At 64.5% G+C, this 22845-nt stretch carries 25 protein-coding genes; 13 read left to right on the forward strand and 12 right to left on the reverse strand.

The window, feature by feature from the left end:
* Positions 1-13: 13 nt before the first annotated feature.
* Positions 14-871, forward strand: coding sequence for an oxygen-dependent tRNA uridine(34) hydroxylase TrhO (gene trhO / locus KFK14_RS00615; RefSeq protein ID WP_212610957.1), 858 nt, complete (start codon positions 14-16; stop codon positions 869-871).
* A gap of 178 nt (positions 872-1049) precedes the next feature.
* Here the strand turns inward: trhO and KFK14_RS00620 are convergent, their stop codons facing one another.
* The 5 genes from KFK14_RS00620 to KFK14_RS00640 all read right to left on the reverse strand — a co-directional run bounded on the left by KFK14_RS00620 (position 1050) and on the right by KFK14_RS00640 (position 7727).
* A complete protein-coding gene (locus KFK14_RS00620) occupies positions 1050-2015 on the reverse strand; it encodes an aspartyl protease family protein (protein ID WP_212609506.1) in 966 nt (321 codons plus the stop codon).
* A 223-nt stretch (positions 2016-2238) separates the two neighbouring features.
* On the reverse strand, positions 2239-4650 hold the full coding sequence (locus KFK14_RS00625; RefSeq protein ID WP_212609507.1) for a ligase-associated DNA damage response DEXH box helicase: 2412 nt from the start codon (positions 4648-4650) through the stop codon (positions 2239-2241).
* Between the two features lie 396 nt (positions 4651-5046).
* Positions 5047-6429: a phosphoglucomutase/phosphomannomutase PgmG gene (gene pgmG, locus KFK14_RS00630; protein ID WP_212609508.1), complete on the reverse strand. Its 1383-nt coding sequence runs from the start codon at positions 6427-6429 to the stop codon at positions 5047-5049.
* A gap of 48 nt (positions 6430-6477) precedes the next feature.
* Positions 6478-6936 (reverse strand): DnaJ domain-containing protein, encoded by a 459-nt coding sequence (locus KFK14_RS00635; RefSeq protein ID WP_212609509.1) that lies wholly within the window; start codon positions 6934-6936, stop codon positions 6478-6480.
* Positions 6936-7727 (reverse strand): division plane positioning ATPase MipZ, encoded by a 792-nt coding sequence (locus tag KFK14_RS00640; protein ID WP_212609510.1) that lies wholly within the window; start codon positions 7725-7727, stop codon positions 6936-6938. The genes KFK14_RS00635 and KFK14_RS00640 overlap by 1 nt, the downstream gene beginning before the upstream one ends.
* Before the next feature lie 115 nt (positions 7728-7842).
* Between KFK14_RS00640 and panC the strand changes: the two genes are divergently transcribed.
* A complete protein-coding gene (panC, locus tag KFK14_RS00645) occupies positions 7843-8688 on the forward strand; it encodes a pantoate--beta-alanine ligase (RefSeq protein WP_212609511.1) in 846 nt (281 codons plus the stop codon).
* Between the two features lie 179 nt (positions 8689-8867).
* The gene (locus KFK14_RS00650; protein ID WP_212609512.1) at positions 8868-9164 is read left to right on the forward strand and encodes an SEL1-like repeat protein; all 297 of its coding nucleotides are present in this window, start codon (positions 8868-8870) and stop codon (positions 9162-9164) included.
* Between the two features lie 117 nt (positions 9165-9281).
* Here the strand turns inward: KFK14_RS00650 and KFK14_RS00655 are convergent, their stop codons facing one another.
* From KFK14_RS00655 to KFK14_RS00675, 5 genes are read right to left on the reverse strand one after another with little or no spacing between them, the layout of a single operon-like run.
* Complete coding sequence (locus KFK14_RS00655; RefSeq protein WP_212609513.1) at positions 9282-10418, reverse strand: GNAT family N-acetyltransferase; 1137 nt, start codon at positions 10416-10418, stop codon at positions 9282-9284.
* Positions 10411-11175, reverse strand: a complete 765-nt coding sequence (locus tag KFK14_RS00660; protein WP_246524791.1) for a glycerophosphodiester phosphodiesterase family protein — start codon at positions 11173-11175, stop codon at positions 10411-10413. The genes KFK14_RS00655 and KFK14_RS00660 overlap by 8 nt, the downstream gene beginning before the upstream one ends.
* Positions 11153-11617 (reverse strand): RidA family protein, encoded by a 465-nt coding sequence (locus KFK14_RS00665; protein ID WP_070157534.1) that lies wholly within the window; start codon positions 11615-11617, stop codon positions 11153-11155. Before KFK14_RS00665 ends, KFK14_RS00660 begins: the two co-directional genes overlap by 23 nt.
* Positions 11618-11648: 31 nt before the next feature.
* Complete coding sequence (locus tag KFK14_RS00670; RefSeq protein ID WP_070157533.1) at positions 11649-12278, reverse strand: hypothetical protein; 630 nt, start codon at positions 12276-12278, stop codon at positions 11649-11651.
* The gene (locus KFK14_RS00675; RefSeq protein ID WP_212609515.1) at positions 12275-12553 is read right to left on the reverse strand and encodes a DUF3572 family protein; all 279 of its coding nucleotides are present in this window, start codon (positions 12551-12553) and stop codon (positions 12275-12277) included. The genes KFK14_RS00670 and KFK14_RS00675 overlap by 4 nt, the downstream gene beginning before the upstream one ends.
* Positions 12554-12594: 41 nt before the next feature.
* On the opposite strand from KFK14_RS00675, the gene KFK14_RS00680 reads away from it, so the two are divergent.
* Both KFK14_RS00680 and KFK14_RS00685 read left to right on the forward strand, forming a co-directional pair.
* Positions 12595-12987: a response regulator gene (locus tag KFK14_RS00680; RefSeq protein WP_171905907.1), complete on the forward strand. Its 393-nt coding sequence runs from the start codon at positions 12595-12597 to the stop codon at positions 12985-12987.
* A gap of 119 nt (positions 12988-13106) precedes the next feature.
* Positions 13107-14984 (forward strand): PhoX family protein, encoded by a 1878-nt coding sequence (locus KFK14_RS00685; RefSeq protein WP_212609516.1) that lies wholly within the window; start codon positions 13107-13109, stop codon positions 14982-14984.
* A 271-nt stretch (positions 14985-15255) separates the two neighbouring features.
* Here the strand turns inward: KFK14_RS00685 and rpmG are convergent, their stop codons facing one another.
* Positions 15256-15423, reverse strand: a complete 168-nt coding sequence (gene rpmG, locus KFK14_RS00690) for a 50S ribosomal protein L33 (RefSeq protein ID WP_070157530.1) — start codon at positions 15421-15423, stop codon at positions 15256-15258.
* A 222-nt stretch (positions 15424-15645) separates the two neighbouring features.
* Between rpmG and KFK14_RS00695 the strand changes: the two genes are divergently transcribed.
* The 3 genes from KFK14_RS00695 to KFK14_RS00705 all read left to right on the forward strand — a co-directional run bounded on the left by KFK14_RS00695 (position 15646) and on the right by KFK14_RS00705 (position 17152).
* A complete protein-coding gene (locus tag KFK14_RS00695; protein WP_070157529.1) occupies positions 15646-15963 on the forward strand; it encodes a hypothetical protein in 318 nt (105 codons plus the stop codon).
* Positions 15964-15977: 14 nt separating this feature from the next.
* Entirely contained in the window at positions 15978-16544 is a 567-nt protein-coding gene (locus KFK14_RS00700) for a TMEM165/GDT1 family protein (protein ID WP_212609517.1), read from the forward strand.
* Positions 16545-16660: 116 nt separating this feature from the next.
* The gene (locus tag KFK14_RS00705) at positions 16661-17152 is read left to right on the forward strand and encodes a Dps family protein (RefSeq protein ID WP_212610958.1); all 492 of its coding nucleotides are present in this window, start codon (positions 16661-16663) and stop codon (positions 17150-17152) included.
* A gap of 198 nt (positions 17153-17350) precedes the next feature.
* On the opposite strand, the gene KFK14_RS24170 is transcribed toward KFK14_RS00705, so the two are convergent.
* Entirely contained in the window at positions 17351-18166 is an 816-nt protein-coding gene (locus KFK14_RS24170; RefSeq protein ID WP_212609518.1) for a cold-shock protein, read from the reverse strand.
* Between the two features lie 307 nt (positions 18167-18473).
* Here KFK14_RS24170 and KFK14_RS00715 point away from each other — a divergent pair, with 307 nt between their 5' ends.
* From KFK14_RS00715 to rpoN, 5 genes are all read left to right on the forward strand, one after another.
* Positions 18474-19091 (forward strand): ribonuclease D, encoded by a 618-nt coding sequence (locus tag KFK14_RS00715; RefSeq protein WP_212610959.1) that lies wholly within the window; start codon positions 18474-18476, stop codon positions 19089-19091.
* Positions 19092-19107: 16 nt separating this feature from the next.
* Positions 19108-19752 carry an LPS export ABC transporter periplasmic protein LptC gene (locus tag KFK14_RS00720; protein WP_212609519.1) on the forward strand — a complete coding sequence of 215 codons (645 nt, stop codon included), beginning with the start codon at positions 19108-19110 and terminating at the stop codon, positions 19750-19752.
* A 2-nt stretch (positions 19753-19754) separates the two neighbouring features.
* A complete protein-coding gene (locus tag KFK14_RS00725; protein WP_070158099.1) occupies positions 19755-20318 on the forward strand; it encodes an LptA/OstA family protein in 564 nt (187 codons plus the stop codon).
* A gap of 158 nt (positions 20319-20476) precedes the next feature.
* Positions 20477-21253, forward strand: coding sequence for an LPS export ABC transporter ATP-binding protein (gene lptB / locus KFK14_RS00730; protein WP_070158102.1), 777 nt, complete (start codon positions 20477-20479; stop codon positions 21251-21253).
* A gap of 46 nt (positions 21254-21299) precedes the next feature.
* On the forward strand, positions 21300-22835 hold the full coding sequence (rpoN, locus tag KFK14_RS00735) for an RNA polymerase factor sigma-54 (protein ID WP_212609520.1): 1536 nt from the start codon (positions 21300-21302) through the stop codon (positions 22833-22835).
* The last annotated feature ends 10 nt before the right edge of the window (positions 22836-22845 follow it).

A 22845-nucleotide genomic window follows, 5' to 3' on the forward strand; every position in this document is an offset into this window, starting at 1 on the left:
TACGTCGCCATTAATGCAATCTGCAAAGCGGAATAGCGTCCAGGATGGCCCGTTTCAGGTCGCTGCGCTCTACCGCTTTGCCCGGTTCGACGATCCGGAAGCGTTGCGCGCGCCGCTGCGCGCCCTGTGCCTGGAGGAAGGCATTGCGGGGACGCTGTTGCTGGCGCGCGAGGGGATCAACGGCACGGTGGCGGGACCGGAGGGCGGGATCGCGCGGCTGATCGCGCATATCCGCGCGCTGCCGGGGTGCGACGAACTGGACGTCAAATATTCCGCCGCGCCCGTCATGCCGTTCGGCAAGATGAAGGTGCGGGTAAAGCCGGAGATTGTGACGCTGCGCGCGGGCGATCTGGACCCGGCGGCCAATGCAGGCATCCATGTCGAGCCACGCGACTGGAACGCGCTGATCGCCGATCCCGACACCATCCTGATCGACACGCGCAACAGCTATGAGGTGGGCATCGGGACGTTCGACGGGGCGATAGACCCCGGCACGAAATTCTTCAGCGACTTCCCCGCCTGGTTCGACGGGCTCGCGCGGGATCTGGAGACGGAGGGGCGCAAGCCGAAGATCGCCATGTTCTGCACCGGCGGCATCAGGTGCGAGAAATCGACGGCCTATGCAAAGCAGCAGGGCTTTGATGAGGTCTATCACCTGAAGGGCGGCATACTGAAATATCTGGAGGAAGTGCCGGCTTCCGAAAGCAGGTGGCAGGGCGACTGCTTCCTGTTCGACGAGCGGGTGGCGGTCACCCACGGACTGGCGCCGGGCGATCATGCGCTATGCCGGAAATGCGGCGGCCCGGTGCGGACGGAGGCGCTGGCGGACCATGTGGCGGGCTGTACCGGGAATGACGACTGGCAGGCGTAGGGGACGGCGGTATTAAATCGGGATCATCCTACTCCCGTTCGGGCTGAGCCTGTCGAAGCCATGCCTTTCCTGTTGAAGAAAAGTGCAGTCCTTCGACAAGCTCAGGACGAACGGCGGTGGCTATAAATGGATATGTGCAGTTCTGCTTTCGCAGGAGCACGTTACCTGACAGATAATGTCACGGCTCGGATGGCGCATCCAGCAGCGCCAGTTGCCGCCCGGCGGCCGCGCCCTGATCGGGCAGGACGAAATCCACGCGGCGGCGGCCGAAATCTATCGCCACGCGATTGAACCCGCGCAGCACGTTGATGCCGAGCAGCAGGGCGGGTTTATCCTCCAGATCCAGTTCCCTGAACGGGCTGGCGTCGGCGAAGATGACCGGCACATCCTTGATCACCACGCCGCCCATCTTGATCTGGTGGATGAAGCCCCATTGGCCCAGCAACTGTTCGCCAGTGACGCTGGTGATCGAAACAGTGCCGGAATAGGCGCCGGGCTTCTTGCGGGCGAGCTTCGCCAGCAGGGCGGGATTGCCGATGCTATATTCCGATCCGGTGTCGAGGATGACATGGACTTTCCGCCCGTCGGCATTGGAATCGACGAGGATGAGCTGGCCGAGCTTCGTCCGCGCCTCGACGATGATCGTGTCCGAATCCTCCCGCTTGGAGCTCGGCGCGCTGGGGGTGATGTTCATCTGGCCGGTGCGGAAATTGAGGACCAGCCGCTTGCGCTTCAATCCGTCCAGACCGAGCAGGCCCGGCGCGCCGATATGGTCGCCGGCAAAGACCGGGGCCTGCACGCCGGTCATCCGGCTGGAGCCGAAGGACAGGTCCGGGACAGTCACCGTGTCCACATCGCTAAGCCCCGTCATGCTGAGCACCTTCACCCGGTCGCTGGCGGCGAGGGCAAGGCGGGCGGCGAGTTCGCGCGACAATACGGTGCGCTGAGACCCCGTATCGATGATGAAATCATAGGGACCGGAGCCGCCGATGCGGATGGGAATGGTGATGCGGTCGGACTTGTCGACGCCGGTCCGCACCAGGGCGGGCGGATCGTCAGGGTCGAGCGAAGGCGCATCCTGCGCGACGGCAAGCGCGGGCGCCATGATCGCGATCAGGGCCAGCGTCTTCCGGAAACGTGACATGGCACCCCTCCTCCCGAATATCTTGTCGGGCGAGTGTATCACGTATGCGGGACACCCCCAAATCGATTCATGGTGAATGGGGTGTGGCCAAAGATGTGAAATCAAACCGTTCGGGCTGAGCGAAGTCGAAGCCCTCGCCTGAACGCAGTGAAGGCACCTCACTCCGTTCGGTGATGCCCTTCGACTTCGCTCAGGGTGAACGGGAAAAAGTGATCCGAAATGCTCAGTCCACCCGCATCGCTTCCTCGACCAGCGCCTCCGCCTCGATCAGCAGGGCGTCGTCGACATCATGCTGCGCGACGCTTTCCCGGCCGATCAGGATCAGCACGGGGACGGCGAGGGGGCTGACCCGTTCAAGGTCGATATGGAGCATGGTGCCCGCCGCGCGGTCGATCAGGTCGCCCAGCCGCCCGACATCGGTCATCCGCGCCCGCGCATCCGCCCATGCGGCCTTCAGCAGCATATGGTCCGGCTCATATTTGCGCAGCACATCATAGATGAGGTCGGTGGAGAAAGTGACCTGACGCCCGGTCTTGCGCTTGCCGGGATGCTGGCGCTCAATGAGGCCGCTGATCACCGCCACGTCGCGGAAGGCGCGTTTCAGCAGGCTGGATTGTTCGACCCATTCGACAAATTCATGGTCGAGGATATCGGGCGTGAACAGGCTCTGCGGATCGGTGATCGGTTTCAGGCCATAGACGGCGAGCGAATAGTCGTTCGACACGAAACCAATGGGCATCAGCCCCTGCGCGTCCATGCGGCGGGTGAGCAGCATGCCGAGCGATTGATGCGCGTTCCAGCCCTCAAAACTATAGGCGACCATATAATGCCGCCCTTCATGCGGGAAGGTTTCCACAAGAAGCTGGCCCGGTTCGGGCAGGGCGGAGCGCAGCTTCTGCATCTCCAGCCATTCGCGCACATCCTCCGGGAAACGGTGCCACTCTCCGGGACTCGCGAGGAAGCGGCGGACGCGATCGGCGAGGCGGGTGGACATGGCCATGCGGGTGCCGCCCCAGCTTGGGACGCGGGCGGGACGGGTGGTGGCGCGGACGATAAGGTCCGTGGTGTCCATCCGCACCACCTCCAGAGAGATGCCCGCGAAGAAGAAGCAGTCCTTCGGCGCAAGCTGCGCGGCGAACCCTTCCTCCACGGTACCGAGCTTGCGGCCATTGGCGAAGCGCACGTCCAGCACCGGCTGATCGACGATAATGCCCGCGTTCATGCGATGTTGCTGGATGAAGCGGGGATGAGACACGCGCCAGCTCCCATCCGGGTCGCGCACCAGCCGTTTGAACCGGTCGTAAGCCTTTAGCGCATAGCCGCCGCCTTCAATGAAATGGAGGACGTTGGAGAAGGCTTCCTCGGTAAGCGCGCTGTAGGGCAGGGAGGAGCGTATCTCCGCCAGCAACGCCTGTTCATCGAACGGCGCGGCGCAGGCGAGGCCCATGATATGCTGGGCAAGGACGTCGAGGCCGCCGGGGCGGAAATCGTCGGCGTCGCGCTCGCCCGCCTCGACCGCATCCAGCGCTGCCCGCGCCTCCAGATATTCGAAGCGGTTGCCGGGGATCAGGATCGCCTCGCTCGCCATGTCCAGCCGGTGATTGGCGCGGCCGATGCGCTGGAGCAGGCGCGAGCTGCCCTTGGGCGCCCCCATCTGAATCACGCAATCGACATCGCCCCAGTCGACGCCCAGGTCGAGGGAGGCGGTCGCCACCAGCGCGCGCAGCTTGCCCGCCGCCATTGCCGCCTCCACCTTGCGCCGCGCCTCGCGCGACAGGCTGCCATGATGGATGCCGATGGGCAGGGTCTTGTCATTGACCGACCAGAGTTCCTGAAAGATCAGTTCGGCAAGGCCGCGCGTGTTGCAGAAAACAAGCGTGGTTTTACGCCGTTCGATTTCCGCCATCACCTGCGCGGCGGCATATTTGCCGCTATGCCCGGACCAGGGCACCCGTCCCTCCGGAATCAGGATGGAGATGAGCGGATCGGCCCCCTCCTCGCCCATCACCGCCGTCACCATATCGATATCGCCATCGGGCGCGAGCCATGCGCGGTAGGCATCGACATCCGACACCGTTGCCGAAAGCGCCACGCGCCGGAGCGCCGGGTTTATCGCCTGCAGCCGGGCTAGGCACAGGTTCAGCAGGTCGCCGCGCTTCTGCGTAGCGAAGGCATGCACCTCATCGACGATCACGGTGCGCAGATTGGCGAACAGGGTGAAACTGTCGGGATAGCTGAGCAGCAGGGACAGCGATTCGGGCGTGGTCAGCAGGATTTGCGGCGGGCGCGCGCGTTGCCGGGCCTTGCGATCGCTTGGCGTGTCGCCGGTGCGGGTTTCGACGCGGATCGGGACGTCCATCTCCGCGATCGGGGTCAGCAGGTTGCGCTGGACATCGACGGCCAGCGCCTTGAGCGGAGAGACATAGAGGGTGTGCAGACCCTCGACGGGGTTATCGATCAGGTCGGCGAGGGTAGGAAGGAAACCGGCGAGCGTCTTGCCCGCCCCGGTCGGCGCGACCAGCAGCGCGTGGCGGCCCGCATCGGCAGCGGCCAGCATGTCCATCTGATGCCGCCGCGGCGTCCAGCCCCGGTCGGCGAACCAGTCAGTAAGGGGTTGGGGAAGCCGTGCGGCCATCGTGACAGACTAGACCTGCTCCCGTTTGGAAGAAAGCGCGCTCCTGCGACCCGAAGTGTGGCGAAGCCAACGCAGGAGCCCAGATCGGGCGGTGGGACTGGACTCCTGCGAAAGCAGGAGCACGCCGAGTCTTCGGCGACCACGGCAAACGCCTAAACATTTCTGCGCGCGCCAAGTTCAACGAGCAAAAAAAAGCCGCCCCGAAGGGCGGCTGAAAGTTTTAGGAGAGGATGCCTGAAAGGCACGATCTTTGTGCGCTGCAGCAGCGATTATCGCAAATGCGAAAAACAGATTCCCGATTGCAAAGATTGCAACCGTTCCGTTTTCCGGGCTTTCCGTAACGTAAACTTCACCATCTTCTGCGGAACTTTTTTACGTTTTACGCTTTGTCTGGCCTCAATGCGCCGCTTGCGGACCGCGTTTCAGACCCGACTCGGCGAGCTGCGAATCGATCTGCTCCATGAGTCGCGCCAGACCCGCCTCATCCTTTGCCTCGGCACGGGCGACCAGCACGTCCTGCGTGTTCGACGCACGAAGCAGCCACCAGCCATCGGGCGTGTTGACGCGCGCGCCGTCCGTATCGTTGACCGTCGCGCCCGCCGCCTTCAGCCGCGCCAGCACTTCGTCGATCACAGCGAATTTGCGGCTTTCATCGACCTGGAAGCGCATTTCCGGCGTGTTGACCATGGCGGGCATCGCGCCGCGCAATTCCGTCACGCTCTTGCCCAGCGAAGTCGAGGCGCGAATCAGGCGGATCGCCGCATAAAGCGCATCGTCGAAGCCGTAATATTGATGCTTGAAGAAAACGTGGCCGCTCATCTCGCCGGCGAGCGGGCTGTCGGTTTCCTTCATCTTCGACTTGATGAGGCTGTGGCCCGTCTTCCACATGAGCGGCTTGCCGCCAAGCTCGGCGATCCGGTCGTAGAGCGCCTGGCTGGCCTTCACGTCCGCGATGATGGTGGAGCCGGGCAGCTCCTTCAAAACCGGTTCGGCATAGATGGACAGGAGCTGATCGCCCCAGATCACCCGGCCCTCGCCGTCGATCGCGCCGATGCGATCGCCGTCGCCGTCGAACGCGACGCCGAAGTCGAGCTTCTTGTCCGCGACCAGCTTCTTGAGGTCGACGAGATTCTTTTCCTCGGTCGGATCGGGGTGGTGATTGGGGAAATTGCCGTCGACGTCGGTGTAGAGCGTGTAATGCTCGCCGGGGATCAGCTTGATCAGCTTCTCGACAATCGGCCCGGCGACGCCGTTGCCCGCGTCCCAGCCGATGCGATAGGCGGCGCCGTCGAAATTCTCCATCAGCCGCGCGACATAGCGGTCCATGATGTCCACGGTCTCGCTGCCCGCCGCGCCATCGTCCCAGTCGCCCTCGGCCGCCATCTTGCCCAGGCCCTGAATGTCCTGACCGAAGAAGGGGCGGTGCTGGAACACCATCTTGAAGCCGTTATAGTTGGACGGGTTGTGGCTGCCGGTGATTTCGATGCCGCCGTCAACGTCCAGCACGGCCTCGGCATAATAGAGCATCGGCGTCGGGCCTTCGCCGATCCGCACGACATGGATGCCGCTGTCGTTCAGGCCCTTGACCAGCGACGCCTCCAGCACCGGCGAGCTGGTGCGGCCGTCATAGCCCACCGCCACCTTGCTTCCGCCCGCGCGGCCGATCAGCGTGCCGAATCCCCGGCCGATGGCATAGGCGTCCGCCTCGCCCAGCGTTTCGCCGATGATGCCACGGATGTCATATTCGCGCAGGGAAGTCGGGTGGAAGTTGTGCGTCATAGATCGTCCTAGTCTCTGGATGGATGCCCTTTGCGGGCTGTGAACAGCTTAGCGCGACCCTTTGGCGTTTTCATGATGCTGCAGCAGGGTGTCCCGCGCGGCATTGATCTTGGCGGCCAGTGCCTCGGTTCCACCCCTGTCGGGATGGACGGAGGCTATCAGGCGGCGATGCGCGGCACGAATCGCGTCCGCATCGGCATCGCGAGGCAGACCTAGCAGGGCGCTTGCCTCGGCAACAGCGTCGTTGGGCGCGGGCGGAACCGGTTTCGTCCCGCTTTTGGGCGCTCTGGACAGGGGCCGGGTCTTGCGCCGGATGCGCAGGGCGAAATAGCCGGCGGACAGAATGAGCGGCAGCGCGCCAATCACCGGCTTGCCCTTCGCCGCCAGAACAGCGCCGACAATGGCCAGGCCAAGCGCCATGCCGTCCTTGCCGCTCATCCGCTGCAGCCGCCCGGTCCATATCAGCCAACCGGCCAGACCCATCAGCAGCATCGCGAATATGGCCATCAGGCGGCGCCCAGTTCCTCGCGCTCGGCGACGGTGGGCAGGGCGAATCCGGCGACCATCTCCCGCAGCTCCTGCCGCGCGGCGATGTGGCTGATGCCAAGGTCGCCCAGATGCCCCTTGTCGAGCAGGGTCAGGCCGGACGGGAACAGCTCGCGGAAGATCACGCGCTCCGACAGGCCGGGAATGACGCGGAAGCCGACGCGGCGGGAGAGTTCCATCAGGGCGTCGCCCACGCGCTTCTTGTTGCGGGCGTCATGATGCTGGACGCGGTTGCGCAGCACCACCCAGTCGATCGACACGCCGTCGCTCTTGGCCCGCTCCTTGCGCGCCTCGAAGATCAGTTCGGAATAGAAGCTGAGGCGCTTCACCTTGAATGTTTCCGGGTCAACCTGACCGATCAGGTCGAAATCGACGAAACTGTCGTTGATCGGCGTGACCAGCGTGTTGGCCTTCGCCGCCATTGCGCGCGCCATCGGATCGTCGCGGCCGGGCGTGTCGACGATCAGGAAATCCCGCCCGGCGCCAATCGCTGCGCATTCCGCCTCCAGCGCGTCCACGCTGTCGCCCTTCAGCACGGAAAAGGCGGGCGTGGGCAGCGCAATGCCGCGGCGGCGCGCGGTTTCGGCGCGATTCTCCATATAGCGGGTGACGGTGCGCTGGCGCGGATCGAGGTCGATGATGCCGACATCATACCCCAGCGCAGACAGGGCGACGGCGGTGTGCACCGCAGTCGTCGACTTGCCGGTGCCGCCCTTTTCATTGGCGAAGGTTATGACATGCGGGTTCGCCATTGGACCGTATATTCCCCAGAAATTCGCCCCGGATTAAGCCGCCGAACTTGACCGCCATCATCGAGGCTGCCTAGCAGGTCGCCAGACCATCGCCCTTATCGGAGGCTCGGCCCGCGTGCAAATCATCCGTGACCTTGACACACTTCGCGCCGCCGTTTCGGCATTGCGTGCGACCGGCGGCTCCATCGCCCTGGTGCCCACGATGGGCGCGCTGCATGAGGGACATATGGCGCTGGTCGCCGAGGGCGCGGCGCGGGCGGAACATGTCGTCGCATCGATCTTCGTCAATCCCAAGCAGTTCGGCCCGAACGAGGATCTGGACGCCTATCCCCGGCAGGAGGCGCAGGACGCGGCGATGCTGAAACAGGCGGGCGTCGCGATCCTGTGGGCGCCGACGGTGGACGTCATGTACCCGGCCGGATTCGCCTCCACCGTGTCCGTCACCGGGGTCAGCGACGAGTTGGACGGCGCGGCGCGGCCAGGCCATTTCGACGGGGTGGCGACGGTCGTGACCAAGCTGTTCAATCAGGTTCGCCCCGATGTCGCGCTGTTCGGGGAGAAGGATTATCAGCAGCTCGCGGTTATCCGCCGCATGGTGGCCGACCTGGACCAGCCGCTGGAGATTGTGGGCGTGCCGACAAAGCGGGCGGCGGACGGCCTCGCGCTCTCCTCCCGCAACGTCTATCTTTCCGCGGAACAGCGCAAAGCCGCGGTGGCTTTGCCGGACGCCCTGAACGCCGCCGCCCGGCGGATCGCGGGGGGCGAGGCGGTCGCGGCAGTGCTTGCGGAGGCGGTGGCGTCGCTTGCGGAGGCGGGTTTCGGCCCGATCGACTATGTTGAGTTGCGCGACGCCGCGACGCTTGAGATATTACCTGTCCTGAACCGGCCCGGCCGCCTGCTGGCGGCGGCGCGGATGGGCAATACGCGGCTGATCGACAATATTGCAGTCGATCCGGCTTGAGGTCCAAGGCGCTGAAAAAGAGCCATTAACCTTCGCGTCCTACCAAAGTCGTAAGCTCCGCCCCTCATCCCATCCTGTTGTTAACCATTTTTTATGGTCTGGAGGCGAATTTCGCATTCGCGGGATAGCAATGGTCGCAACCGTAAATTGGTAATCCATTGTGGGGGTTTGGGAAGATCATGGGAATCAGCATCAAGAGTGCAGAGTTTCTGCTGGCCAGCCGTATGGCCGAAGCCGCCAGCGGATGCGCCGACGCCTGCTACGATCTGGGCATGGCCTATAGTTGCGGCACCGGCGGTGTCGACGTCGACCTGATCGCGGCGCATAAATGGTTCAACCTCGCGGCTCTCCGCGGCATGGAGGAAGCGCAATATTGCCGCGCCGACGTCGCCGAGGAAATGTCCGGCCGTGAAATCGCGGAGGCTCAGCGCCTCGCCCGCGCCTTCATCGCAGAAACGGGCCGCCGCGCGGCCTGAGGCTTTCTCTCTGCGAGCACGTCCTTCCTGTTCCTGCGAACGCAGGAACCAAGGGCCGTTCGCGCTGCGCCTAGAACTTTGGACTCCTGCGTTCGCAGGAGAACGGGAAATGAGAACCTAACCCTTCCGGAACGGCGCGCGCTCCTCCAACCATAGCCGGTCCTGCTGGACGCCCATGCGCTCACGCTCGATGAAATCGGCGATGGCGCGGCGGAAGCTGGGGTTGGGGATATAATGCGCCGACCAGGTGGGCACCGGGCTATAGCCGCGGGCCAGCTTGTGCCCGCCCTGCGCGCCTGCCTCCACCCGCGACAGACCCCGCGCGATGGCGGCGTCGATCGCCTGATAATAGCAAAGCTCGAAATGGAGGAAGGGCACCTCCTCCGTGCATCCCCAATAGCGGCCGTAGAGCGTGTCGCCGCCAATCATGTTGAGTGCGCCCGCAATCGCCCGGCCATCGCGCATCGCCAGCATCAGCAGCGTCCGGTCCGCCATCCGCTCCCCCAGAAGCGAGAAGAAGGTACGGGTCAGGTAGGGCCGCCCCCATTTGCGCGCGCCAGTGTCCTGATAGAAGCGCCAGAAAATGTCCCAATGGCTTTCCTGAAGATCCGCGCCGGTCAGATGGAGGATGTCCAGCCCCTCCACCGCCTTCGCCCGCTCCTTGCGGATGTCCTTGCGCTTGCGGCTGGACAGGTCGCCCAGAAAATCCTCGAACGACGCATAGCCGCGATTGGCCCAGTGGAACTGGCTGTCCTCCCGGATCAGCCACCCGGCCGCCTCGAACAGGGGAATCTGCGATTCCTCGACAAATGTCGCGTGGGCGGAGGACAGTTCGTTCCGATCCACCAGCGTCTCCGCCGCCGCGATCAGGGCAGGGGCGAGCGCGGGGTCGCGCAGCAGCAGGCGCGGGCCGGGCACGGGCGAGAAGGGCGCGGCGATCTGAATCTTCGGATAATATTCGCCGCCGGCCCGGTGCCATGCGTCCGCCCAGCCATGATCGAACACATATTCGCCCTGGCTGTGCGTCTTGGCATAGGCGGGCAGGGCGGCGGCGATCCGGCCGTCCGGCCCGTCGATCAACAGGGGTAGCGGCTGCCAGCCGGTGTCGGGGCCGACGCTGCCCGATTCCTCCAGGATCGACAGGAAATCGTGCGAGACGAAGGGATTGTCCGGCCCGGCGCAGGCATCCCACTGATCCTTCGGCACCTCCCGGACGCCGCCCGCGACCCGCGCGGTCACGGAGACATCAGCCATCGCCGGGAATCTCGAAAATGCTTTCATCGGCGTGGGCGAAAGCCACCTGCTCCGCCGCCGCATTGCGCACCGTCCAGGTCAGCACCGGCAGCCCCCGCTGGCGAGCGCGGGCGGGAAAGCGTGAGGGGAGGTCGCGAACGTCATAGGCAAGGAAATCGGGTTTCGCCTTCCAAAGGGCAAGGGTGCGCGCGATCCGGCCACGATATCCCTGCTTGCCTTCCTCCGTCACGACAAGGCCGCGCACGATATGCGGCGCTTCCCGCCTGAACCATGACGCGACCAGCGGATTGAAGGACATGATGGCGACCGGCCCGCGATATCCCTCCAAGGCCCGGCGGGTGGCGCGGCAGATGCGAATGACATTGCGCGTCGGGGCCTTCACCTCGATCAGCAGGGGGGCGCGGCCGTCAATGCGGTGAAGCAACGCATCGAGGCGCGGCAGCGGCTCGCGCGCGCCGGACAGGATCACGGCATCCAGCAGGCTGGCCGAACGATCCGCCAGCTTGCCCTTTTCCGCCGTCAGCCGGTCAAGATCGGCATCGTGAAAGACAAAAGCCACGCCATCCTGACTGGCGCGCACGTCGCATTCCATGCCGTATCCGGCGGCAATGGCGGCGTCGAAGGCGGCGAGGCTGTTTTCGACCAGCCCTTTGCCATGCAGCCCGCGATGGGCGAAAGGCTGCGCCCTCAGGAAAGCGACCCGCGCCGCATCAGGCGCGGGTGAAAGACAGGAATCAAGCCGGGCGAACGGCGACAATGGCGTCGATCTCGACCGCCGCGCCAAGGGGCAGGACGGGAACGCCCACGGCGCTGCGCGTATGCTTGCCCGCATCGCCGAAGATGGCGACCATCAGGTCCGACGCGCCATTGGCGACCTTGGGCTGATCCGTGAAGCCATCGGCGCTGCTGACGAAGGCGCCGAGCTTCACGATCCGCTCCACCCGGTCCAGCGACCCCAGCGCCGCCTTCATCTGCGCGACCAGCATCAGCCCGCACTGGCGCGCGGCGTCCACGCCATAGTCCAGATCCCGGTCATCCCCCAGACGGCCGGTCATCAGCCCGCCATCCTTGAAGGAAACCTGGCCCGAAATATAGAGCAGGCCGCCAATCTCCACGGCCGCCACATAGGATGCGACGGGCGCGGCGGCCTGCGGAAGGGTGATGCCGAGTTCGGCGATGCGTGCGTCGATGCTGCTCATGCGCCGTCAATGCGCATGGACGGGGCGGGGGTCAAGCGGCTTGTGGCCGCCCCTCCGCAATCCGGGCGCGTATCCATTGTTCGGCGCTGGCCCAGTCGTCTATCCGGGCATGGGCGGCCTCCGCTGGCGGCACATTCACGGCAATCTCCGGCTCCCCGACCATATGCAGCCGCCAGACATCGGGCGCATGGTCGGCGACCGACTGGTGATGAATGCCAAGATCATCGATGAAGAAGGCGACGCTGGGTTGATGTTCCGCAACGATGGCGGCCAGCGGCGGGCCTTTGCCGCCCTGATTCCAGTGCACCCGGTGATGAACGCCGAGCTTGCGCAGTTGCGCGATCCGGCCCTGATGCTGCGCCTCGCCGATATTGGTGAGCACCTCGATATCCGCGATCTCCGACAGGTTCGCCAGCGCCTCCAGCGCGCCGGAAATCGGCATCTGGCGATCCATCGCCGTGTCGAAAAACTCGACGAGCAATGTCCAGATCAGCTCCCGCTCCAGCGGAATGCCGCTGCTCTTGTGGCGCAGCGCGTCGGTAAATTCCTGTCCGCGCATGTCGAAATGCACGTCATGCGTTTCATCCAGCCAGGCCCGGAACGGCACGACCATGTGCAGCAGCACCTCATCGCAATCCGTGATGATCAGCGGCCGGTTCATGCGCCAAGGGTCCGGCGCGCATTGACCAGGGCGGCGGGCGGAACATCGATCGCCTCCGCGCAGGCCAGCAGATCGGGTTCATGGCTTTCGAGGAAGCCGAGCACCGCGTCCAGCATCGCGGGATCGCCGATCCCGGCGCGCAGGGCGTCAGCGTCCAGACCCGTCAGGGCCAACAACCGGTCCGCCCGCCGCTCGTCGGAAAGCAGCCAGCCAAGCGCGAGCAGGGCAAGCGTGTGGGGATCGGCGATCTTGCCATTTGTCTTGTCGGGGAGCATCCAGTACGGCCTTCAATCGGGTCGATAATTCGGAGCAACTGGTGACAAAGCGCGTGCTCGTTGTCGAGGACAACGAACTCAATCTGAAACTTTTCTGCGACCTGCTGCGCGTGCACGACCATGAAGCTCTGGGCGTATCCGACGGGCGGGAGGCGCTGGACCAGGCCCGGTCGTTCAAGCCCGACCTGATCGTCATGGACATCCATATGCCGCATGTCAGCGGCCTGGACCTGATCATGTCGCTGAAGAAGGATGCGGCATTGTCGCCCGTGCCGGTAATGGCCGTCACCGCCTATGCCGGGAAGGGCGACGAGGACCAGATCCGGGAAGCGGGCGCGGAAGCCTATGTCTCCAAGCCGATATCGGTGATGAAGTTCATCGACGTTGTGAACGGCCTGCTCGACCGCCCGGCGCAGGTGGACACAGAATTGTAACCTAGCTTACCGCGAAACGACACGGTCCCGTCCCGAACCCGTCATTACCCCCTGCCAATGCCATTCCCCGCGAGCCTGGCATCCGCCCGGCTGCATAATTTCCTATCAGGGGGAATGCCATGTCCTACATTACCGATGAAGCGCGCGCTCCGTGGCGCGCGCTGGAACCCACGATCGACCTGCCGGGCCAGAGCCTGGAGGAGATCGTCGCCAACAATCCCGGCCGCCGCACGATCCTGAAGAACGGCCTGCTTGGCCTGTCCATCCTGCCGATGATGGGCGCGCTCGCGGCCTGCGGCGAGGATGACGGCACGTCGACCCCCGCGCCCGCACCTACCCCGGCGCCCACGCCTACCCCGACCGCCAGCTACGCCATCGCCTTTTCGTCCGTTGCGTCGAGCCGCGAGGACAAGGTGACCGTTCCCGCCGGTTACACCGTCGACGTGCTGTTTTCCGCAGGCGATGTGGTCGAGGCAGGCGCGCCGGGCTACAAGGGCAGCTTCCAGCCGTCCAGCGAGACCGAAAAGCAGGCCGGCGGCAATCATGACGGCATGGAATTTTACGAACTGGTCGGCGTCGATCCCAATGCGGGCGGCCTGCTGGCGATCAACCATGAAGTCGCCGACTATAACATCCTGTTTTCCGGCAGCTACAACGCCGCCACCGCGACCGCCGAGCAGAAGCTGCTCGCATTGTCGGCCGTGGGCGTATCAGTGATCGAAGTCGCCAGGGGCGCCGACGGCAAATGGGCGGTGAAGGCCGGTTCGAAGTATAACAAGCGCTACACCGGCAATTCCTTCTACACCCCGAGCGGCCCGGCGGCGTCGGCCCTGTCGGCCAGCATCAAGGGCACGCTCAACAACTGCTCCAGCGGCCGCACGCCGTGGGGCACCTACATGACGTGCGAGGAAACCACGAACAATTATCTCGACCCGACGCAGCCCAACAATGATTATGGCTGGGTCGTCGAGCTGGACCCCTATGCCGAGCTGACCAGCCTGCCCAAGAAGCGCACGGCGATGGGCCGGTTCAGCCATGAAAATGTCGCCTATATGGCCGACAGCAGCAACCGGGTCGCCTTCTACATGGGTGACGATACGACGCCGGGCTGCATTTACAAGTTCGTGCCGTCGGCCGCCTATTCCTCGACCAACCGCGCGGCCAACACCGACCTGCTGGACAGCGGCACGCTTTATGTCGCGCGCTTCAACGCCGACGGTTCGGGCGAATGGCGGGAGCTGACCCAGGGCAAGAACGGCCTGGTCCCCGGCGCGACCGATCCAGGCAATGTCAGCCAGGGTCCGGCGACGCCCGTCACGGTGAACTTCGCCACCCAGAGCGACGTGCTGATCCGTACGCAGGCGGCCGCCCGCGTCGCCGGCGGCACCATCATGGACCGCCCGGAATGGCTGACCGTCGCGCCCGACAACAGCGCCGTATACTGCACGCTGACCAACAACAGCAGCCGTCAGGTCGCCGATGCCGCCAACCCCCGCACGGGCAACCGCAACGGCAGCATCATCAAGTTCAAGGAGAATGCCAATTCTCCGCTGGCGACGAGCTTCACCTGGGAAATCTTCGTGCTGGCGGGCGACCCGTCGCTGAGCGCGGCCAATGGCGGCAACGCCAATCTGGTCGGCAACATCAATGGCGACACCTTCTCCAGCCCGGACGGCCTGCGCATTGACCCGAAGGGCCGCATGTGGGTGCAGACCGACCACAGCATCACCAGCACGTCCGGCGTCGCAGGCAAGGCGCTGGTGGACGTGTTCGGGAATAATGCGATGTTCCATGTCGACCAGACCACGAAGCTGTCGAAGCGCTTCCTGGTCGGCCCGGTCGGCTGCGAGATCACCGGCATCGCCTATACGCAGGACCTCAAGACCTTCTTCATCAACATCCAGCATCCCGAAGGCGCCTGGCCGGTGGCGGGGGCGCAGCCGCGTTCCTCAACCATCGTCGTGCGCCGCACGGACGCGCAGCCCGTGGGCAACTAAAGGCAGTATCTGAAATACACTAGAACCGTTCGTACTGAGTAGAGACTGAGCTTGTCGAAGGCTCGTATCGAAGTACGTTGCGCCAAGCGCTGATCCTTCGATATGCCATTTCGGCTTCGCTCAATGGCTACTCAGGACGAACGGTTTATTCAGGGCATGCTTGGTACCTGGGAATCCCGATCCACGGACATGCGAAAAGGCCCGCTCCGAAATGCCGGAGCGGGCCTTTTTCGTCATGCCGCATCGTCACCCCGAAAGGGGCGGCGCGCGCTTACTTGATCTTGGCTTCCTTGAACTCGACATGCTTGCGCGCGACGGGATCATATTTCTTGAAGCTCAGCTTTTCCGTCTTGGTGCGCGGGTTCTTCTTCGTGACGTAGAAGAAGCCGGTCTCGGCGGTGCTGACGAGTCTGATCTTGACGGTGGCTGGCTTGGCCATGACCCAATCCTTGAAAAATCTGTCGAAAAATAAAGGCGGCCCAATGGGACCGCCCCGTTTCTGCGCTGCCCATTGCTGCAGATTCCCGCGCCTGTCAAGGTCGGAGTCAGTGCAAGGCGGCAACAGCCGCCGGATTTGTCCCTGAAAGCCGGGCTTCTTTACCCTGTCTTAACCATAGCGGCGCATGATCCCGCATGGGGAAGAAGGCGGGGGGTTAAGCCGATGAAATATGACGCCATGCTGATGGTCCGCACAGACATAGTGAACCGCATCGATTCGCTGGCGGCCCAGCGCGGTCATCTCAGCCTCGCCCGGACGTGCGAGGAAGTGGACGGCATCCGCCATATCGCCCGCACATACGGCCTGGAGCCGGTGGAGCGCCTTGCCTCCATGCTCGAATCCGCGCTTGCGCTGGACGGCCATGGCCCGGTCGTTCTCTCCTATCTCGACCTGATGCGCGACGCCGCCGGGTGCGAACAGGCGGGGCCGGAAATCAACACCGCCTATCTCGCCGCCATGTCGGTGCGCATGGGCGCCTGACGCCCCCTTAAAATATGGACGCGCTGCTATTGGCCCTGCTGGCCTGTCTCCTCGTCGAGATGGGCGATCGCTGCCAGTTGCTGACGCTTGCCCTGTCGGTCCGCTATCGCAACCGCGCGGCGCTGATCGCAGGCATCATCCTGGCCGCCTTCGCCAACGCCGCGCTGTCCGCCATCGCCGGGGGGCTGCTTTCCAAGACGATCGGGCCGGACGCCCGCACCCTGCTGCTCGGCCTCGCCTTCCTGTTCGGCGGCGTGGGGCTGCTGATGCCGGTCAAGCGGCCGGACCTGCTGAACGGGTGGCGAATCGGGCCGCTACTGACCAGCGGGCTTGGCCTGTTCATCCTGGCGTTCGGCAACAGCGCCCAGTTCCTGACCGCCGCCATCGCCGCGCGGACGGCCGATCCGGTACTTACCGCGATCGGCGCGGGCATGGGCATGTCGCTGGCCTGCATTCCCGTCATCCTGCTGAAATCGCAATTCTTCATCGGTCTGCCGCTGCGCTGGATCCGGCGGATCGGCGGAATCCTGTTGCTGATCGCCGGGGCCGCCATGGGGCTTGGGGCGCTCGGCCTGCTCTGATCGACGATATCGATCAAACAGAGCGAAGTTTCTCCTTCGATTCTGCTCCGTTTGATGGCACCAACCTGCTAGTCGATCATTATGTAGGCGAAACTTTTTCGCACCAGGAGGATATGATGACCGCCCAGCAGCTAAAGACCCCCACCGACCTGAAAAGCAACGCCACCAAATCCGTGGCGGAGGCGCTGAACGGCGTGCTCGCCGACAGCTATGCGCTCTATTTCAAGACCAAGAATTTCCACTGGCATGTTTCCGGCCCGCATTTCCGCGACTATCACCTGATGTTCGACGATCAGGCGACGCAGATTCTGGGCACGACCGACCTGATCGCGGAGCGGGTGCGCAAGACCGGCAATGTCACGCTGCGGTCGATCGGCGACATCAGCCGCCACCAGTCGGTGAAGGACAATGACGCCGACTATGTCAGCCCGGACGATATGCTGGAGGAGCTGCGCCAGGACAATCTGGCGCTGGTAGAGGCGCTGCGCGCCGCCAAGACCGCAGCGACCGAAGCGGGCGACAATGCGACCGAAGGCATTATCGACGACTGGACCGACCAGGCCGAGGAACGCGCATGGTTCCTGTTCGAAGCCGGCCGCAAGGGGTGAACGAAAAGCGACAGGGGCTCAACTGACGGTCCGAAATGGCGTGCTCCTGCGAAAGCAGGAGCCCAGTCCCACCGTCTGATCTGGGCTCCTGCTTTCGCAGGAGCACATGTCCTTCTGGCAAGATCAATCCAGCCGCCGCACAGACATACAAAAAGGGCCGCCATTTCTGGCGGCCCTTTTTTCATTCCGTTAGCCGGATTATTCCGACTTCGGCGCCAGATTGACGGCGGCATATTTGCCGCGGCGGTCAACCTCCAGCTCGAAATCGAGCCGGTCGCCTTCGTTAAGGGCGCTCATGCCCGCACGCTCGACGGCGCTGATGTGCACGAAGGCGTCCGGCTGTCCATCGTCGCGCTGAATGAAGCCGAAGCCCTTCATCGCGTTGAAGAACTTGACGGTGCCGCTGGCCTTCTCACCGGTGAGCTGGCGCTGCGGACCGCCACGGTCGCCACCGCCGGCCGGACCGCCGAAGCCACCGGCGCGCGGTTCGCGCGGGGGGCCGCGATCCGTCACGGGCAGAGGCTCTCCGTCGATGACCAGGTCGGTCGCCGACACCTTGCCGCCGCGATCGACGAGGGTGAAGCCCAGCGGCTGACCCTCGGCCAGACCGGTCAGGCCAGCCTGCTCGACAGCGCTGATATGGACGAACACGTCCTCGCCGCCATCATCACGGACGATGAAGCCGAAGCCCTTCTGCCCGTTGAAGAATTTAACGACGCCCTTGCCTTCGCCGACAACCTGGGCGGGCATGCCGCGGCCACCGCCGCCGCCAGCGCCACCACCAAAGCCGCCGCCACCGCCGCCGCCGCGGAAACCACCGCCGCCGCCGCCGAAGCCGCCACCACCGCCGCGGTCACCAAAACCGCCGCCACCGCCGCCGAAACCGCCACGATCGCCAAAGCCGCCGCCGCGGAAACCACCGCCGCCGCCGCCCTGATCGGAATAGAAACTCTCGTCGCCGAAACCGTCCCGCTTGTCCTTGCCGCGTCCGCGGCGACCTCTGTCAAAACTCATGCCCTGTTAGTCACTTTCGCTTCGCCCGCCGAAAAATCCGGATAACCATGTCGGACGAAAAGACATGAAGAATCCGCCGCAGAATACGGTTTGAGAATCAGTATAGACGGCTTTCCAGTCAAGAGCGAATGATTTTCCGCAATTTTCCCAGTGTTGCCTTATGTTTTGGCTGCCCCGGACGATCTGCCGCACGGGCGGCGGACGATGCGGCGGACGCGGCCTCAGCCGCAATCCTGCGCCGATACCGCGCCGATACTGCCGAAAACGGTTCATTGAGTTGTCACGCTCGGCCCTCTAAGGGAAGATGATGACAGTCTATTTCCATGAAGAAGATCTGCCCGAAGGCGTCCTGACGGAAGGCTCCGTCGCCGTGGATACCGAAACAATGGGCCTTATCACGCCGCGCGACCGCCTGTGCGTCGTACAGATCAGCGACGGCAAGGGCGACGAGCATCTTGTCCGATTCTCTCCCGGAAGCGCCTATGACGCGCCGCGCCTGAAAGCCATCATGGCCGATCCGAACCGGTTGAAGCTGTTCCATTTCGGCCGGTTCGACATCGCCGCGCTCCAGCATTATCTGGGCGTGCTGACGGCGCCGGTCTATTGCACCAAGATCGCCTCCCGCCTGATCCGCACCTATACCGACCGGCATGGCCTGAAGGAGCTGGTGCGCGAATTGCTGGGCCAGGACATCAGCAAGCAGCAGCAAAGTTCCGATTGGGGCGCGCCGGTGCTGTCCGACGCGCAGAAGGATTATGCCGCGTCCGACGTGCGCTACCTCCACCTGCTGAAAGAGGAACTGGACCGCCGCCTGCAGCGGGAGGGCCGCGCGGAACTGGCGCAGGCCTGTTTCGATTTCCTGCCCCACCGCGCGATGCTCGATCTGGCCGGGTGGCCGGAAGCCGACATCTTCGCCCATATGTAAGGACAAGACGCAGCCCGTGTCCCTTCAGGCGGAACAGCAGCGAAGCGCGCGCCAGCACTGGGCGCTGCCCGGCGGCAGCCACGACCGGCTGGTGACGTTCCTGAAAGGCGCGCTGCCGGTGGGAATCGGCGTCCTGTCCGCCTTCCTGGCCGTCGCGCCTTTCTCCAGCAGCGGCGAGGTCAGCTTCGTCCTCGACAAGAAGAAGGTCGAAGTCGCCAAAGAGCGCATGCGCGTGACCGAGGCGCTGTATCGCGGCGAGGACAGCAAGGGGCAGCCCTTTTCCCTGCGCGCAGGGTCCGCCGTCCAGAAAACATCGGCCGTGCCCGTCGTCGACCTGAACGAAATGTCCGCGCGCATCCTGCTGACCGATGGCCCGGCGGTGCTTGACGCGCGGCGCGGGCGTTACGACATGCAGACGGAGAAGGTCGCTGTCGACGGACCGGTGCAGTTCCAGTCCGCGGGCGGCTATCGCCTGACGACCCGCGACGTGAATATCGACCTGAAAGCGCGCACGCTGCGCAGCCAGGGCCAGGTGGACGGCCGGATGCCGGTGGGGACCTTCACCGCCGACCATCTGGAAGCCGACATGGCCGGGCGGACAGTGACGCTGAACGGCCGCGCGCGCTTGCGCATAGAGCAAAATGGCCTCAAAGGGCGCTGAAGATGAACCGTTCTCTCTCCCTCCTCCTGGTCGGGTCCGCGCTGGTTGCGGGCAGCGCGGCGTCCGCGCAGATCATGAAGAATCACAACAGCAATGCGCCGGTGAATTTCAGCGCCGACCGCATCGAGGTGCAGGACCGGTCCGACCGCGTTGTCCTGTCCGGCAAGGTGGAGGTCGACCAGGCGGGGCTGACCCTGAACGCCGCGCGCATGACGGTCGCCTATCGCAACGATCCCAACGCCAAGACATCCAACCCCGCTGGCGGATCGGCGACCAGCAATGTGACGGTCGACCGCATCGACGCATCGGGCAATGTCGTGGTGGTGAAGGGCAATGAAACGGCGCGCGGCAATGTCGCCATATATGACCTCAACCGCCGCCTGATCACCATGCTGGGCAATGTCGAGCTGAACCAGGGGTCCAACCGGCTGACCGGCGGCAGGCTGGTCATCGACCTGACATCCGGCCGCTCCACTGTGGACGGCCGATCGGCGGCCGGTCCGTCGTCAAGCTCGTCAGGCCGTGTGTCCGGCACGTTCAGCGTACCGCAGCGCACGCCCCAATAGCGCCCAAAGGCCCGGAATTCGGGAATAATCATATTAAATTCGCGTCCGGGGCTTTCCCCCATGCACAAAGCTTGCCAAATTGGGGCCAGCCAAATTAGGCCAGCCGACGCGGCCTTCGAACTTCCACCGTTCGGAATATCGTCAGCAAGGGAATGGTGATGAGCGATATCGACACACTGGACAGACATGCGACGCCTATCCCGCAGGAGGTGAGCGACGGCCTGTCAGTGATTTCCATCGCCAAAAGCTATGAACGGCGCAGCGTGCTGGCGGACGTGTCGCTGACCGTGGCGAAGGGCGAGGTCGTCGGGCTGCTGGGGCCGAACGGCGCGGGCAAGACCACCTGTTTCTATTCGATCATGGGGCTGGTGAAACCGGACAGCGGGCGCATATTGCTGGACGGCGCGGACATCACGGCGCTGCCCATGTACCGCCGCGCGATCCTGGGCATCGGCTATCTGCCGCAGGAAACGTCGATCTTTCGCGGCCTGACGGTCGAACAGAATATCAGCGCCGTGCTGGAGCTGGCGGAACCCAACGCCGCCGCGCGGGCGGAGCGGCTGGAGCAGTTGCTGGAGGAATTCGGCCTGACGCGGCTGCGCGAGGCGTCGGCCATGGCGCTGTCCGGCGGCGAGCGGCGGCGGTGCGAAATCGCCCGCGCGCTGGCGGCCAGCCCGTCCATCGTGCTGCTGGACGAACCGTTTGCGGGCATCGACCCCCTGTCGATCGCCGATATTCGCGACCTTGTGAGACAGCTCAAGACGCGCGGCATCGGCGTGCTGATCACTGATCATAATGTCCGCGAGACGCTGGAGATCGTCGACCGCGCCTGCATCATCTATGACGGCCGGGTGCTGTTCGCCGGAAGCCCGACCGAACTGGTCGCCAATGCGGATGTCCGCCGCCTCTATCTGGGCGAGAGCTTCTCGCTCTGACGATGATGGCCGGGCATTCCCCCAGGCCGTAACGGCGCACTAGCCGATGGCGCTCGGTCCCCGCCTCGATATCCGCCAGAGCCAGTCTCTGGTGATGACGCCGCAGTTGCAGCAGGCGATCCGCCTGCTTGCGCTGTCCAATCTGGAGATCGAGACCTTCATTTCCGGTGAGCTGGAGAAGAATCCGCTGCTGGAGGCCCCGGCGGCGGGCGGCGAGGACGGGCCGATGTCCGACCTGCCGGACTTCGACTATGACGCGGGCAATGGCGAACTGGCTGTGCAGGCCGAGGAGGGCGGGGCCGACGCCCTGATCGCGCAGGGCATGGGTGCGGCGGACAGCCCGCTGGACGTCGATTATGCCGCCGAGACCTTCATCGACGACGGGCCGGGCGACCGGATCGCGAGCGCCGAGCGGAGCCTTGGATCGAGTGGCATGGAATCGGGCGGCGGCTATAGCGAGGATGGCCCGGATTTTGACAGTTTCGCCAACCCCGAAGGTGGCCTGCACGAGCATCTGCTGGCGCAGGCCGGCGCGAAACTGTCCGGCATGGACCTGGTGATTGCGGGGCAGTTGATCGGGCAGATCGACGATGCCGGCTATCTGGAGGCGGACCTGTTGCAGACCGCCTATGACCTGAAAGTGGCCCTGGCCGATGTGGAGCGGGTGCTGGCGGTGATCCAGACATTCGACCCGTCCGGCGTCGGCGCGCGCAGCCTGTCAGAGTGCCTGGCGATCCAGGCGAAGGAGGCGGACCGGTACGACCCGTGCATGGCGCGGCTGCTCGACAATCTGGACATATTGGCCAAGGGCGCGCTGCCGCACCTGCGCCGCATCTGCGGCGTGGATGAGGAGGATATGGCCGACATGATCCAGGAACTGCGCGGATACGACCCCAAGCCGGGCCTGCGCTTTTCCGGCGAGAGCGCGCCTGCGGTCGTGCCCGACCTGTTCGTTGCGCCGCGGGCCGACGGGTGGGCGATCGAGATCAACACCGCCACCCTGCCGCGCGTGCTGGTCAACCGCAGTTACTATGTCGAACTGGCGGGCGGGGCGCATGACAAGGCGTCGAAGGCGTGGCTGGCCGATTGCCTGGCCAGCGCCAACTGGCTGGTGAAGGCGCTGGACCAGCGGCAGAAAACGATCATCAAGGTGGCGAGCGAGATTGTGAAGCAGCAGGAGGAGTTTTTCCGCAAGGGCGTCGCCCATCTGCGCCCGCTGACGCTGCGCATGGTTGCCGACGCGATCGAGATGCATGAGTCGACCGTCAGCCGGGTGACGTCGAACAAATATCTGTCCTGCGCGCGCGGGCTGTATGAGCTGAAATATTTCTTCACCAGCTCGATCCAGTCGGCGGACGGCGGCGAGGCGGTGTCGGCCGAGGCGGTGAAAAGCCAGATCAAGGCGCTGATTTCCGCCGAGGACCCGAAGAAAATCCTGTCCGACGACACGCTGGTCGACATGCTGCGCGAGAAAGGCTTCGACATCGCCCGGCGGACAGTGGCGAAATATCGCGAGGCGATGGGCATCGGATCATCGGTGCAGCGGCGGCGGCAGAAGCTGCTGGGCAGCCGCGCGGCATGAGCGAGGCGCC

Source organism: Sphingobium phenoxybenzoativorans (assembly GCF_018286635.1).
In the GTDB taxonomy this organism is placed as follows: domain Bacteria; phylum Pseudomonadota; class Alphaproteobacteria; order Sphingomonadales; family Sphingomonadaceae; genus Sphingobium; species Sphingobium phenoxybenzoativorans.